Origin of the sequence: Pseudacidovorax sp. RU35E (genome assembly GCF_900156165.1) — a bacterium.
Taxonomy (GTDB): Bacteria; Pseudomonadota; Gammaproteobacteria; order Burkholderiales; family Burkholderiaceae_C; genus Xenophilus.
In genome coordinates, this window is sequence record NZ_FTMY01000002.1 from 401,307 (window position 1) to 414,874 (window position 13,568).

Below are 13,568 nucleotides of genomic sequence, written 5' to 3' on the forward strand. Positions count from 1 at the left end.
GTAGACAGACGGCAACGTTGCCCATGGCTCCATCGCGCGCACAGGATCCGGACTTCATCACGCCCGACTATTGGGAGGAAGCGTGCCGCCATCTGGTCAAGAAGGACCGCGTGATGCGTCGGCTGATCCCGCAGTTCGGCGATGCGCGGCTGCAGTCGCGCGGGGATGCGTTCACCACCCTGGCGCGCAGCATCGTGGGCCAGCAGATATCGGTGAAGGCCGCGCAGTCGGTGTGGGAGCGCTTCGAGAAGCTGCCCCGCCGCATGACGCCCGCCAACGTGCTCAAGCTGAAGGTCGACGACATGCGCGCGGCGGGCCTTTCCGCGCGCAAGGTGGAGTACCTCGTCGACCTGGCGCTGCATTTCGATGCCGGCACCGTGCACGTGGAGGCCTGGAAGGACATGGCCGACGAGATGATCATTGCGGAGCTCGTGGCCATCCGCGGCATCGGCCGGTGGACTGCAGAGATGTTCCTCATCTTCCACCTGCTTCGACCCAACATCCTGCCGCTGGACGACGCCAGCCTCATCGCCGGCATCAGCCAGCAGTATTTCTCGGGCGACCCCGTCAGCCGCAGCGATGCGCGCGAAGTGGCCGTCGCCTGGGCCCCTTATTGCAGTGTGGCCACTTGGTACATTTGGCGCTCGCTCGAGCCCCTGCCCGTGGCCTATTGACTTCACAGGAGTAGATCTTGGCAAAACGTAGCTTCCTCGACTTCGAGCAACCCATTGCCGAACTCGAAAGCAAGATCGAAGAACTGCGCTATGTGCAGAGCGAATCGGCGGTCGACATCTCCGAAGAGATCGACCAGCTCGGCAAGAAGAGCCAGCAGCTGACCAAGGAGATCTACAGCAGCCTCACGCCCTGGCAGATCACCAAGATTGCGCGCCACCCCGAGCGGCCCTATACGCTGGATTACGTGAACGAGATGTTCACCGACTTTGTGGAGTTGCACGGCGACCGGCATTTCTCGGACGACCTGTCCATCGTTGGGGGCCTGGCCCGCTTCAATGGCATGCCCTGCATGGTGCTGGGTCACCAGAAAGGTCGCGACACGAAGGAGCGCACGGCGCGCAACTTCGGCATGAGCAAGCCCGAGGGCTACCGCAAGGCGCTGCGCCTGATGAAGACGGCCGAGAAGTTCAAGCTGCCGGTCTTCACCTTCGTCGACACGCCGGGCGCGTATCCGGGCATCGATGCGGAGGAGCGCGGCCAGTCCGAGGCCATCGGCCGCAACATCTTCGAGATGGCGCAGCTGGAGGTTCCGATCATCACGACCATCATCGGCGAGGGTGGCTCCGGCGGCGCCCTGGCCATTTCGGTGGCAGACCAGGTGCTGATGCTGCAGTACTCGGTGTATTCAGTCATCAGCCCCGAGGGCTGCGCCTCCATCCTCTGGAAGACCGCAGACCGGGCGCAGGACGCCGCCGACGCGCTGGGCATCACGGCGCACCGGCTCAAGGCGCTGGGCCTGGTCGACAAGATCGTCAACGAGCCGGTGGGCGGGGCGCACCGCGACCATCGACAGATGGCGTCCTTCCTCAAGCGTGCGCTGACCGAGGCGGTGCGCCAGGTCGTGGACCTCAAGACCCGCGAGCTGGTCGACCGGCGCTATGAGCGCATCCAGAGCTACGGCCGCTTCGCCGACACCAAGGCCGACGCCGCCCGCTGAGTCCTGGACGGCGGGTTGCCATGCCCTGGGGGCTCGGCCCGGGCCGCGTCGCGTGCTTTACCGACGATATCGGGCTTTGCGCGCCCTGAGTGCATCGGCCAGACCCGGCGGCAGCAGTTTCTGCGAGAGCTTCAGCAGCAGGAATACGACGATGCCGTCGTCCAGCCATCCCAACACCGGGATGGCGTCCGTGACAAGATCCAGCGGGCTGATGAGATACGCCGCAGCCGCCAGCACGGCCAACTTGGCGCCCCAGGGTGAGCGGCCATCTCGCAAGACAGCCCAGGCCAGCAGAAGCTCCTTGCGCATGGCCCACCACAGTCGTCCCAACTTCCACATGCGGCAACTCCTCAGTCTGGGTGTAGCCGGCGCTGAAATGCGTCGGCCATGAGCGGGGTTGGAGCGCCGGGTGCAGCACGGGTTCCCCCGGAGGTGGTCGATGCGAGCATCGACGCGCTGAAGCCAGGCCTGCCGCTGGGCGTGGCCCTGAGCGGCGGCGCCGATTCGACGGCGCTGCTGGTGGCCTGTGCACGCCGCTGGCCGGGCCAGGTGGTGGCGCTGCACGTCAACCACGGGCTGCAGGCCGCGGCGGACACCTTCGAGCGCCATTGCACCGCACTTTGTGAACGTTGGCAGGTCCCACTCCGGGTGGGCCGGATCGATGCGCGTGCGCAGGCCGGCGAAAGTCCTGAAGAGGCGGCGCGGCTGGGCCGCTACCGGGCGCTGGCCGAACTGGCCAGGGCGGGGGGCAATCCGGACGGAAACGCGTCGGGCGAAGGCCAGATCGTGCACGTAGCCTCGACGCGCGAGCAACTCGGCGCAGTTCACGACATCGTGCTGGGCCACCACGCCGACGACCAGATCGAGACGATGATCCTCGCCCTGTCCCGCGGAGCCGGTTTGCCGGGCTTGTCGGCCATGCCCAGCATGGCCGAGCGGGGCGGCCTGCGCTGGCACCGGCCGTTTCTGGAACTTCCGCCCGACACCCTGCGTGTCTGGCTGCGCACCCTTGGCGAAGGCTGGATCGACGACCCCACCAATGCCGACGCGCGCTACACCCGCAACCGCATCCGCCAGCAGGTGCTGCCCGCGTTGGCGGCCGCCTTTCCGCAGTTCCGCCAGACCTTCGCCCGCAGCGCGCGCCACGCCGCCCAGGCGCAGGACCTGCTGGCCGACCTCGCCCGCTCCGATCTGGAGCAGACGGGCACGCCGCCCCGCATCAGGGCGCTGCAGTCGCTGCCGCGAAGCCGGCAGGCCAATGCATTGCGGGCCTGGCTGGCGGAGGTCTCCGGCCGCGCGCCGGCGGCCCGGCAGATCGACGAACTTTTGGACCAGATCGCCGTGTGCACAACGCGCGGCCACCGTATCCACCTCAAGGCTGGCAACGGCCAGGTGGTGCGCGAGGGCGACACCCTGCGTTGGTACAATGGCGCGCCCTTGCCGAAGCCACCGCGCTGACTGGCATCCGGGCTGCCACCGTGCAGGCCATTCCCGAGGCCTGCTGTTGCCGGCGACGCCGACAAGGCGACTCACTTTTCTTCCGACATCTCACCCATGGCATTGATCGTTCACAAGTACGGCGGCACGTCGATGGGCTCGACCGAGCGCATCCGCAATGTCGCCAAGCGCGTCGCCAAATGGGCGCGCGCGGGCCATCGCATGGTGGTGGTCCCCAGCGCCATGAGCGGCGAGACCAACCGCCTGCTTGGCCTGGCCAAGGAGCTGGCCCCGGCCAAGCCCACGACTCCCTACAACCGTGAGCTGGACATGCTGGCTTCGACCGGGGAGCAGGCCTCATCGGCGCTGCTGGCCATCGCGCTTCAGAGCGAAGGCGTGGACGCCGTGAGCTATACCGGCTGGCAGATGGGTGTGCAGACCGACAGCAGTTACACCAAGGCCCGGATCGAGCGCATCGACGACGAGCGCGTGCGGGCTGACCTGGACGCGGGTCGCGTGGTGGTCGTCACCGGCTTCCAGGGCGTGGACGAGCTGGGGAACATCACCACGCTGGGCCGTGGCGGCAGTGACACTTCGGCCGTCGCCATCGCCGCGGCCATGAAGGCCGACGAGTGCCTGATCTACACCGATGTCGACGGCGTCTACACCACCGACCCGCGCGTCGAGCCCGATGCGCGCCGTCTGGCCAAGATCAGCTTCGAGGAGATGCTGGAGATGGCCAGCCTGGGCTCCAAGGTGCTGCAGATCCGCTCGGTGGAATTCGCCGGCAAGTACCGCGTGCCGCTGCGTGTGCTCTCCAGCTTCACGCCCTGGGACATCGACATCAACGAAGAGGCCGTGTCGGGCACTCTGATCACCTTCGAGGAAGACGAAAACATGGAACAAGCCGTCGTGTCCGGCATCGCTTTCAGCCGCGACGAAGCCAAGATCTCCGTCCTGGGCGTGCCCGACAAGCCGGGCATCGCGTACCACATCCTGGGCGCGGTGGCCGACGCCAACATCGAGGTGGACGTGATCATCCAGAACCTGTCGAAGGACGGCAAGACCGACTTCAGCTTCACGGTCAACCGCGCCGAGTTTGCGCGCACCGTCGACCTGCTGAAGACCAAGGTGCTGCCCAGCCTGGGCGCCGCAGACATCGTCGGCGACACCAAGATCTGCAAGGTAAGCATTGTCGGCATCGGCATGCGCAGCCATGTGGGTGTGGCCAGCAAGATGTTCCGTGTGCTGAGCGAAGAGGGCATCAATATCCAGATGATCTCCACCAGCGAGATCAAGACCTCGGTCGTGATCGACGAGAAGTACATGGAGCTGGCCGTTCGCTCGCTGCACAAGGCTTTCGACCTGGACCAGCCTGCAAATTAATGCGCAACGCGCGGCCTTCAGGGCCGAACGGGGCAGATTTGATGGCATAATTGCTGTCTGCCTAGCGCAGTGGAAACGTGACCGAGTGGCCGAAGGTGCTCCCCTGCTAAGGGAGTATGGGGTGTAGAGCCTCATCGAGGGTTCGAATCCCTCCGTTTCCGCCAATGCCTTGCATAAAAAGCCGTTGATCTTCAACGGCTTTTTTCATTTGTGCGCTTGTTTTTGCTGATGGCGCCAAGTTGGCAGTGGTGTTGTGACCGGTGAACCGCCTCCGGCCTCGGGGCTTCAACTCGCCAATCTTGAACCGCGTCAATGGCCCATGAACGCTGAGACCGTGCAGATGACGCCGCAGAATCGGGTCTAGGGCGGCTGCTCGAGGCGCCTATCCGCCAGTGACCGCTGACGCTTAGTGCTGCAGGGAGTGGGCTTTGGTCGGACGCCAACGCAAACCACGATAGCGGGTTTGCGCTGCTGAAAAGCCTCTTTCCCACCAAGAGGCTTGTTGATGACTAGAAATGAAAACGGGCCCAAAAGGCCCGTTTTCATTGATGGTCTGGCGGAGCAGGCGGGATTCGAACCCGCGGTGGGCTATTAACCCACACACGCTTTCCAGGCGTGCGACTTAAACCACTCATCCACCGCTCCGTGGAGCCCAAGATTCTAACCCGGATTTACACCGCCTCCGCGACCAGCTCGCACCATCTGCATCGCGGAAGCGATGAGGCCTGCGGTGTCGGTCATGTTGCTTGGCACGATCAAGGTGGTCTTCGCGTCGGCTGCGACCTTGCTGTAGGCATCGACGGCACGCTCTGCCACCTTGAGTTGCACGGCCTGATCGCCGCCTGGCTGCCGGATGGCGGCCGCGATGCGCTCGATCGCAAGTGCCGTGGCCTCCGCCACCGCGGTGATGGAGGCGGCCTCGCCCTGTGCGTTGTTGATGGCCGCCTGCTTCTCGCCCTCGGAGCGGGCGATGTAGGCCTCGCGCTCGCCCGTTGCGATGTTGATCTGCTCCTGCCGGCGGCCTTCCGACGCAGCGATCAGGGCGCGCTTCTCGCGCTCAGCCGTGATCTGCGCCTGCATGGCGCGCAGGATCTCTGCCGGCGGCGTGAGGTCCTTGATCTCGTAGCGCAGCACCTTCACGCCCCAGTTGAGCGCGGCCTCGTCGATCGCCGCCACGACCTGGGCATTGATGATGTCCCGCTCCTCAAAGGTCTTGTCGAGTTCGAGCTTGCCGATCACGCTGCGCAGCGAGGTCTGGGCCAACTGGGTCACGGCCACGATGTAGTTGGACGAGCCATAGCTCGCGCGCATCGGATCGGTCACCTGGAAGTACAGGATGCCATCCACCTGCAACTGCGTGTTGTCGCGCGTGATGCAGATCTGGCTGGGCACATCGAGCGGGATTTCCTTGAGGCTGTGCTTGTAGGCCACCCGGTCGATGAAGGGAATGAGGAAGTTCGGCCCGGGCGTCATCGTGCTGTGGTACTTGCCGAGTCGCTCGCGGACCCAGGCGTTCTGCTGGGGCACGAACTTGATGGACTGCCAGATGAAGATGACTGCGATGACGAGGATGACGACGGCGATTTCCATGGCGGTTCGATGAAGTGAGAGTGAAAGGTTCCGCGCGCTTCGGGCCGACCGGCCTTCAGAGCGGCTCGAGAACGAGGCGATTGCCCTGAAGTTCGACCACGCGGTGCGCGCCGGACTGGGCATGGGCTCCCGCGCGCAGTACGGCCGTCCACTGCGCTCCGCGATGGCGCACGAGCGCCGTCCCGTCGGCCAGCCATGACTCGACCTGCACGCGCTCGCCGATGTCCAGGTTCATGTCGGGACTGGCCTGCGGCGGTGGACCCGCAGGGCGGGCGCGCTGCCTGAGAAACCAGGCGCCCACGGTGGCGACCCCGACCACCGCCGCCACCACCAGTTGTACCGGCAGCGCGGCACCCAGATGGGCCGCGATGGCCGCCGCTGCGAAGGCCACTGCCGTCAGAAGAAGGTAGATGGTGCCGGTGACCAGTTCCAGCGCAATGGCCGCACCGGCCAACAACCACCAGAGCGTCGATTGAGCCATGGATGAGTTCCTACAGCGAAGAGGTGGCAGAGAGCCCCACATTCTGGGGCACACGGCGCGGCGCGACCGTCATTTGAATTCCTTACACTTCGCGCCTTCTTTGCGCACCCCCCAAAAGCCGGAGCCCGACAGCCCATGAAATTCCGCTTTCCCATCGTCATCATCGACGAGGACTTCCGCTCCGAGAACACCTCCGGACTGGGCATCCGCGCCCTGGCCCAGGCCATCGAAAGCGAAGGCTTCGAGGTGCTGGGCGTGACCAGCTACGGCGACCTGTCGCAGTTCGCGCAGCAGCAGAGCCGGGCGAGTGCCTTCATCCTGTCGATCGACGACGAGGAATTCACCATCGGCCCGGACCTCGACCCGGCCGTGCTGAACCTGCGCACCTTCATCGGCGAGGTACGGCGCAAGAACACCGACGTGCCGATCTACATCTACGGCGAGACCAAGACGAGCCGGCACCTGCCCAACGACATCCTGCGTGAGCTGCATGGCTTCATCCACATGTTCGAGGACACGCCGGAGTTCGTGGCCAAGCACATCATCCGCGAAGCCAAGAGCTACCTCGAGACGGTGCAGCCTCCCTTCTTCAAGGCGCTGATCGACTACGCGGAAGACGGCTCCTACTCTTGGCACTGCCCGGGCCACTCCGGCGGCGTGGCCTTTCTCAAGAGCCCCATCGGCCAGATGTTCCACCAGTTCTTCGGCGAGAACATGCTGCGGGCCGACGTCTGCAACGCGGTGGAGGAACTGGGTCAGCTGCTCGACCACACCGGCCCCGTGGCGGCCAGCGAGCGCAATGCAGCGCGCATCTTCAATGCCGACCACTGCTTCTTCGTCACCAACGGCACGTCCACCTCCAACAAGATGGTGTGGCACCACACGGTGGCGCCGGACGATGTGGTGGTGGTAGACCGCAACTGCCACAAGTCCATCCTGCACGCGATCATCATGACCGGCGCGATCCCGGTCTTCATGAAGCCCACGCGCAACCACTACGGCATCATCGGCCCCATCCCCAAGAGCGAGTTCGAGCCCGAGGCCATCAAGGCCAAGATCCGCGCCAACCCGCTGCTCAAGGACGTGGACGCCGACACCGTCAAGCCGCGCGTGCTCACGCTCACGCAGTCCACCTACGACGGCGTGATCTACAACACCGAGACCATCAAGACGATGCTCGACGGTTACGTCGACACGCTGCACTTTGATGAGGCCTGGTTGCCGCACGCGGCCTTCCACCCGTTCTACGGCCCGTATCACGCCATGGGCAAGCGCCGTGCGCGGCCGAAGGAATCGCTGGTGTTCGCTACGCAGTCCACGCACAAGCTGCTGGCCGGCATCAGCCAGGCCAGCCACGTGCTGGTGCAGGATTCGCAGAACCGGCAGCTGGACCGGGACCTCTTCAACGAGGCCTACCTGATGCATTCGTCCACCAGCCCACAGTACGCCATCATCGCCAGCTGCGACGTGGCGGCCGCGATGATGGAGCCGCCCGGCGGCACCGCGCTGGTGGAAGAGAGCATCCTCGAAGCGCTGGACTTCCGCCGCGCCATGCGCAAGGTGGAAGACGAGTTCGGCAAGGACGAATGGTGGTTCAAGGTCTGGGGCCCGGAGCACCTGGTCGACGAAGGCATCGGTCGCGCCGACGACTGGATCATCAAGGGCGAGACCCGCGCCGGCAACGGCGGCAAGAAGAACGGCGCGCGCAACTGGCACGGCTTCGGCAAGCTGGCGGATGGCTTCAACATGCTCGACCCGATCAAGTCGACCATCGTGACGCCCGGCCTGGACCTCGACGGCAAGTTCGCGCCCACCGGCATCCCCGCCAGCATCGTCACCAAGTTCCTGGCCGAGCATGGCGTGATCGTGGAGAAGACGGGGCTCTACAGCTTCTTCATCATGTTCACCATCGGCATTACCAAGGGCCGTTGGAACACGCTGCTGACGGCGCTGCAGCAGTTCAAGGACGACTACGCCCGCAACCAGCCCATGTGGCGGATCCTGCCGGAGTTCTGCCAGCAGCACCCCATCTACGAGCGTATGGGCCTGCGCGACCTGTGCCAGCGCGTGCACGAGCTGTATGCCAAGTACGGCATCGCCCGGCTGACCACCGAGATGTACCTGTCGGACCTGGAGCCGGCCATGAAGCCCAGCGAGGCCTTCGCCCACATCGCGCACCGCAAGACCGAGCGCGTGGAGATCGACCACCTCGAAGGCCGCATCACCACCAGCCTGATCACGCCGTATCCGCCCGGCATTCCGCTACTGATCCCGGGCGAGGTCTTCAACAAGAAGATCGTGGATTACCTGAAGTTTGCGCGCCAGTTCAACCTGGAGTGCCCGGGCTTCGAGACCGACATCCATGGCTTGGTGGCCCGCGTGGACGAGAAGGGCAAGAAGCGCTACTACGCGGACTGCGTCAAGCGCTGAGCCTGCGCTTGACTGCGCGCAGCCCTGGTGCGCTGCGCGCCCCCGTCACCCGAATCGCAGCGCCATCACGCCGCAGACCACCACGGCGGTGCCGAGGGCGCGCTGCCGGCCGAAGCGCTCCCGCAGCCACAGAGTGCCGATGAGCGCGGCGAAAAGCACCGAGGTCTCGCGCAGTGCCGCCACCACGGCCACCGGCGCCCGCGTCATGGCCCAGAGCGCGATGCCATAGCTGGCCAGCGAGGCCGCCGTGCCCAGCCACGCCACGCCCAGTCGGCCCCGCATGTAGGCGAGAGCATCACGCCGCCCCTGCGGGCCGCGCCGCCACAGCACCAGCAGCATGAAGGGCAGGCCATCGAAGACGAAGAGCAGGGCGACGTAGGCGGCGGCGTTGCCGCTGGCCCGCACGCCGAGGCCGTCGATCACGGTATAGAGCGCAATGATGCAGGCATTGGCCAGCGCGAAACCCAGGGCCTTGCCGCGGTGCCCTGACGTGTGCAGATGACCGGGTGAAAGACCGAGCGTGAGCACGCCCGCACAGCTGCCGGCCACACCGAACCACGCGAGCCCCGAGAGACGCTCGCCCATCACGGCAAGGCTGCTGAGGGCCACCAGCAGTGGCGCGCTGCCGCGCATCACCGGATAGGCCAGCCCCAGGTCACCGTGCTTGTATGCGCCGGCCAGGGCCACGTAGTAGCCCACATGGATCACCACCGAGGCCGCCAGATAAGGCCACGAAGCCGCGGCCGGCAGGCCAGTGAAGGCCAGGATGGGCAACGCGATGAACAGTCCAAGACTGTGGATCAGCGCCGTGTCCAGCGACTTGTCCGGCGCCGACTTGATGAGCGCATTCCAGCTGGCATGGAGCACCGCGCCGAACAGCACGGCCAGCGCGACAGGGCCCGTCAGCGTCATGCGTCCGTGGCCAGCATGCAGCGACGCGCGCGCGCCAAGTAGTGCGGCAGGTCGGGGGTGGCAAGGTCGGCCTGTTTGGCCGTGTCGTCCCACAGCCGCAGGCGGATCGCCTCCTGGGCGTGCGGGCGCTGCATGAAGCGCATGGCTTCTTCGTCGGTGAATACGCCGCCCTGCAGAACCAGGCTGCGCTTGGAGTCGTCCGAGAGGGCGGCCCAGTAGTCCGGGCGGGTCGCGCACAGATAGCGCTTGGCATCGACGTGCCAGGCGATGGCGTCGAGGACCCGATCCTGAAAGAGCCCGCGGAGGAAGGGGAGGGCGTGGAACTGGTGCCGGTCGTCGATGCCGCGCAGCGTGGGCGTCTCGCCTTGGTCGTTGAGCAGATGGCCGATGTCGTGCAGCAGGGCGGCCGTGACGAGCGCGTCGTCGGCACCGTCCTGCTCGGCCAGCCAAGCGCTCTGCAGCGCATGTTCCAACTGGGTCACGGGCTCGCCGCTGTACTGCTCGGCGCCGCGGCGCGCGAAGAGGTTCTCGATGTCGTGCAGGATCAACATGGCGAGCCTCACGGCGTGGCGACCGAGGCAGCATTGCTGCCCGTGGTCGAACCGCGCTGCTTCTCCCAATTCAGGCGCGTGCGCTCGCGGCTATTCATCACATGCTGGTACATGGCCTGGCCCGCGGCATCCGGGTCACCTGAGGCGATGGCCTTGAGGATGGCGCGATGCTCGCGGGAGTAGGCGGCCATCGATTCGTTGGTCAGGTTCTGCCGGCGGAACAGCGACAGCTCGTTCACCAGCTTGCGGTAGGTGGCCACCAGCTTGGCATTGCCGGCCAGCTCCAGCAGGCGGTCGTGGAAGGCGAGGTTGAAGCGGTGGTAGTCCTTGGCATCGCCCGCCTTCACCGCCTGGTCCATGGCCTCGACCAGCTGCCGCAGCTCGCGTACCTGGGCGGGGGTCGCTGTCTCGGCCAGTTTGCGGCCTACGTACAGGTCCATCACGGCACGCACCTCGAAGATCTCCAGCGCCTCCTCGATGGGCACGTCGCGCACAAAGACGCCGCGGTTCTTTTCGGTGCGCACCAGGCCGCCTTCCTCCAGCATGCGGAAGGCCTCGCGCACCGGCCCGCGGGAGACGCCCAACTGGTCGGCCAGCGTGGCCTCGGTGAGCTTGGCGCCCGGGCCAAGCTCACCGTCCAGGATCATGCGTTCGATCTCTGCCTGCACCACATTCGCCAGCGAATGGCACTGAAGCTGTGCGATGACGGGATGGGGAGAGACCTTCTTGGCAGGGGCGGCAGGCATGGCGCGATGGTAGGTTCGAGAGCGTAGATTGTCTACGATCTACAAATAACAATAGACAAAGAGGTGGAGCAGGCCCCGATTTTGCTTGGCGACCGTGTCACGAAGATGTCGTTTCGCGGCGGCACATTCGCCCGGTCATTTCATCGAGGAGCCTGCCCATGCACTTTTCCGTCAAGACCATTGCCACCGCCCTCATCGGCCTGGCCGCCACCGGCGCGGCCTTCGCGCAGAAGACCCAGCTGACGGTCTACACCGCGCTGGAGACCGACCAGCTCAAGGCCTACCAGAGCGCCTTCAACAAGGTCGAGCCCGACATCGAGATCAAGTGGGTGCGCGACTCCACCGGCGTGATCACCGCCAAGCTGCTGGCCGAGAAGGCCAATCCGCAGGCCGATGTGGTGTGGGGCGTGGCCGCCTCCAGCATGGCGCTGTTCGACAAGCAGGGCATGCTCGAGCCCTATGCGCCGCTGAACCTGGACGCAGTGATGCCGCAGTACCGCGACAAGAAGAACCCGCCCGCCTGGGTCGGCATGGACGTGTTCGGTGCCGTCGTGTGCTTCAACACAGTCGAGGCCAAGAAGAAGAACATCCCTGTCCCCACCACCTGGAAGGAACTCACCAAGCCCGAGTACAAGGGCCAGGTGGTGATGCCCAACCCCGCCTCGTCCGGCACCGGCTACTTCGACGTGGCGGCCTGGCTGCAACTGTGGGGCGACGACGCCGGCAAGGGCGGCGGCTGGAAGTACATGGACGCGCTGCACGAGAACATCGCCCAGTACACGCACTCCGGCTCCAAGCCCTGCAACATGGCGGCCTCCGGTGAGTACGTGGCGGGCATCTCCTTCGAATACCGCGGCTACACCAACAAGGCCAAGGGCGCGCCCATCGAGCTGGTGTTCCCCAAGGAGGGCCTGGGTTGGGACTTGGAGGCCGTCGGCATCTACAAGGGCACGAAGAAGCTGGACGCTGCCAAGAAGCTGGCGAACTGGGCAACGTCCAAGGACGCCATGCTGCTGTACGGCAAGAACTTCGCGCTCACCGCACAGCCGGGCGTGGCGCCCAAGCTGGCCGGCATCCCGGACGACTACGAGGCCCGCCTGATCAAGATGGATTTCGACAAGTCCGCCGCCAACCGCGAGCGCACTCTGGCCGAGTGGACGCGCCGCTACGACGCCAAGAGCGAGGCGAAGAAGTGATGACCGCGCCGGCGCATGCCTATGCGGCCGACCGCAGCGTGGGTGCTGCGCCGGCGCCGCTGTCCCTGGTCGAAAGCGTGCCTCAGCCCGACTACCTGCGGTTGCAGGGCGTGCACAAGCGCTTCGGCGCATTCACGGCGCTGGAGTCCATCGACCTGACCATTCCGCAGGGCGAGCTGGTGTGCTTTCTGGGCCCCTCGGGCTGCGGCAAGACCACCTTGCTGCGCATCATCGCGGGGCTGGAAGTGCAGACGGGCGGCCAGCTTTGGCAGAGCGGCACCGACATCTCGCGCCTGCCGCCGGCCCAGCGCGACTACGGCATCGTCTTCCAGTCCTATGCGCTCTTTCCCAACCTGAGCATCGCGGACAACGTGGCCTACGGGCTGGTCAACCAGCGGCGCCCGCGCAAGGACATCGCCGCGCGTGTCGATGAGTTGCTGCAGCTCGTGGGCCTGCCCGGCAGCCGCGGCAAGTACCCGGCGCAGATGTCGGGCGGCCAGCAGCAACGGGTGGCGCTGGCGCGCGCACTGGCCGCCTCGCCGGGCCTGCTGTTGCTGGACGAGCCGCTGTCGGCGCTCGACGCCATCGTGCGGGTGCACCTGCGCAACGAGATCCGTGCGCTGCAGCGGCGGCTGGGCGTCACCACCATCATGGTGACGCACGACCAGGAAGAGGCACTGTCCATCGCCGACCGCATCGTGGTGATGAACCACGGCGTGATCGAGCAGGTGGGCACGCCGCTGCAGGTCTACCGCGAGCCCGCGACGCCCTTCGTGGCCGAGTTCGTCGGCAAGGTCAACCGGCTGCCCGCCGTGGCCGAGGGCGGGCGCTGGTTCCATTGCGGCGACCGACGTTGGCAGGTCGAGCCCGGCCATGGTGCGGAGTACCGCGCGGGCCGCGAGGTGATGCTCTACCTGCGTCCGGAAGACCGCGCGATGACCGGCTTCGATGCCGACCATCCGGGCCTGTGCACGGGCACGGTGGCGCACATCGAGTTCCTCGGTGGCAACTGCCTGGCCGAGCTGGTGGTGGAGGGGCTGCCCGAGCCGCTGCAGCTGCAGTTCTCGCTCAACCAGATGGACGAGTTCGGCGTGCAGCAGGGCCGTCGGTTGCGCTTCGCGCTGCGGCTGGACCGTCTGCGCGCCTTCCCCGCAGCGGAGGCCTGAC

At 66.0% G+C, this 13,568-nt stretch carries 13 protein-coding genes and 2 tRNA genes; 8 read left to right on the forward strand and 7 right to left on the reverse strand.

All coding sequences use genetic code 11. The annotated features are described in order from the left end of the window. Window positions 1–23 precede the first annotated feature (23 nt). Complete coding sequence (locus tag BXA03_RS04760) at window positions 24–674, forward strand: DNA-3-methyladenine glycosylase family protein (protein ID WP_076504424.1); 651 nt, start codon at window positions 24–26, stop codon at window positions 672–674. 17 nt (window positions 675–691) lie between these two features. Continuing rightward, a complete protein-coding gene (locus tag BXA03_RS04765; protein ID WP_076504427.1) occupies window positions 692–1,672 on the forward strand; it encodes an acetyl-CoA carboxylase carboxyltransferase subunit alpha in 981 nt (326 codons plus the stop codon). Window positions 1,673–1,729: 57 nt separating this feature from the next. On the opposite strand, the gene BXA03_RS04770 is transcribed toward BXA03_RS04765, so the two are convergent. Continuing rightward, window positions 1,730–2,011, reverse strand: a complete 282-nt coding sequence (locus BXA03_RS04770) for a DUF1232 domain-containing protein (protein WP_076504429.1) — start codon at window positions 2,009–2,011, stop codon at window positions 1,730–1,732. A gap of 48 nt (window positions 2,012–2,059) precedes the next feature. On the opposite strand from BXA03_RS04770, the gene tilS reads away from it, so the two are divergent. The 3 genes from tilS (at window position 2,060) to BXA03_RS04785 (ending at window position 4,659) form a co-directional block, all read left to right on the forward strand. Beyond that, window positions 2,060–3,130, forward strand: coding sequence for a tRNA lysidine(34) synthetase TilS (tilS, locus tag BXA03_RS04775; protein WP_076504433.1), 1,071 nt, complete (start codon window positions 2,060–2,062; stop codon window positions 3,128–3,130). Window positions 3,131–3,226: 96 nt separating this feature from the next. After that, complete coding sequence (locus BXA03_RS04780; RefSeq protein WP_076504436.1) at window positions 3,227–4,495, forward strand: aspartate kinase; 1,269 nt, start codon at window positions 3,227–3,229, stop codon at window positions 4,493–4,495. Between the two features lie 71 nt (window positions 4,496–4,566). Beyond that, window positions 4,567–4,659 (forward strand) — tRNA-Ser (locus BXA03_RS04785). 390 nt (window positions 4,660–5,049) lie between these two features. Here BXA03_RS04785 and BXA03_RS04790 read toward each other — a convergent pair. The 3 genes from BXA03_RS04790 to BXA03_RS04800 form a co-directional block, all read right to left on the reverse strand. Beyond that, window positions 5,050–5,140 (reverse strand) — tRNA-Ser (locus BXA03_RS04790). 15 nt (window positions 5,141–5,155) lie between these two features. Next, the gene (locus tag BXA03_RS04795; RefSeq protein WP_076504438.1) at window positions 5,156–6,085 is read right to left on the reverse strand and encodes an SPFH domain-containing protein; all 930 of its coding nucleotides are present in this window, start codon (window positions 6,083–6,085) and stop codon (window positions 5,156–5,158) included. 55 nt (window positions 6,086–6,140) lie between these two features. Further along, entirely contained in the window at window positions 6,141–6,566 is a 426-nt protein-coding gene (locus BXA03_RS04800) for an NfeD family protein (RefSeq protein WP_076504441.1), read from the reverse strand. 135 nt (window positions 6,567–6,701) lie between these two features. On the opposite strand from BXA03_RS04800, the gene BXA03_RS04805 reads away from it, so the two are divergent. Further along, window positions 6,702–8,996: an arginine/lysine/ornithine decarboxylase gene (locus tag BXA03_RS04805; protein ID WP_076504442.1), complete on the forward strand. Its 2,295-nt coding sequence runs from the start codon at window positions 6,702–6,704 to the stop codon at window positions 8,994–8,996. Between the two features lie 45 nt (window positions 8,997–9,041). Here BXA03_RS04805 and BXA03_RS04810 read toward each other — a convergent pair whose 3' ends face one another. From BXA03_RS04810 to BXA03_RS04820, 3 genes are read right to left on the reverse strand one after another with little or no spacing between them, the layout of a single operon-like run. Then, entirely contained in the window at window positions 9,042–9,908 is an 867-nt protein-coding gene (locus tag BXA03_RS04810) for an EamA family transporter (RefSeq protein WP_076504444.1), read from the reverse strand. After that, the gene (locus BXA03_RS04815; protein ID WP_076504446.1) at window positions 9,905–10,459 is read right to left on the reverse strand and encodes a phosphonate degradation HD-domain oxygenase; all 555 of its coding nucleotides are present in this window, start codon (window positions 10,457–10,459) and stop codon (window positions 9,905–9,907) included. Before BXA03_RS04815 ends, BXA03_RS04810 begins: the two co-directional genes overlap by 4 nt. Window positions 10,460–10,467: 8 nt before the next feature. Next, window positions 10,468–11,205, reverse strand: coding sequence for a phosphonate utilization associated transcriptional regulator (locus BXA03_RS04820; RefSeq protein WP_076504448.1), 738 nt, complete (start codon window positions 11,203–11,205; stop codon window positions 10,468–10,470). 158 nt (window positions 11,206–11,363) lie between these two features. Between BXA03_RS04820 and BXA03_RS04825 the strand changes: the two genes are divergently transcribed. Then, a complete protein-coding gene (locus BXA03_RS04825; RefSeq protein ID WP_076504450.1) occupies window positions 11,364–12,401 on the forward strand; it encodes a putative 2-aminoethylphosphonate ABC transporter substrate-binding protein in 1,038 nt (345 codons plus the stop codon). Further along, window positions 12,401–13,567, forward strand: a complete 1,167-nt coding sequence (locus BXA03_RS04830) for a putative 2-aminoethylphosphonate ABC transporter ATP-binding protein (RefSeq protein ID WP_083715882.1) — start codon at window positions 12,401–12,403, stop codon at window positions 13,565–13,567. The genes BXA03_RS04825 and BXA03_RS04830 overlap by 1 nt, the downstream gene beginning before the upstream one ends. Window position 13,568: the final 1 nt, after the last annotated feature.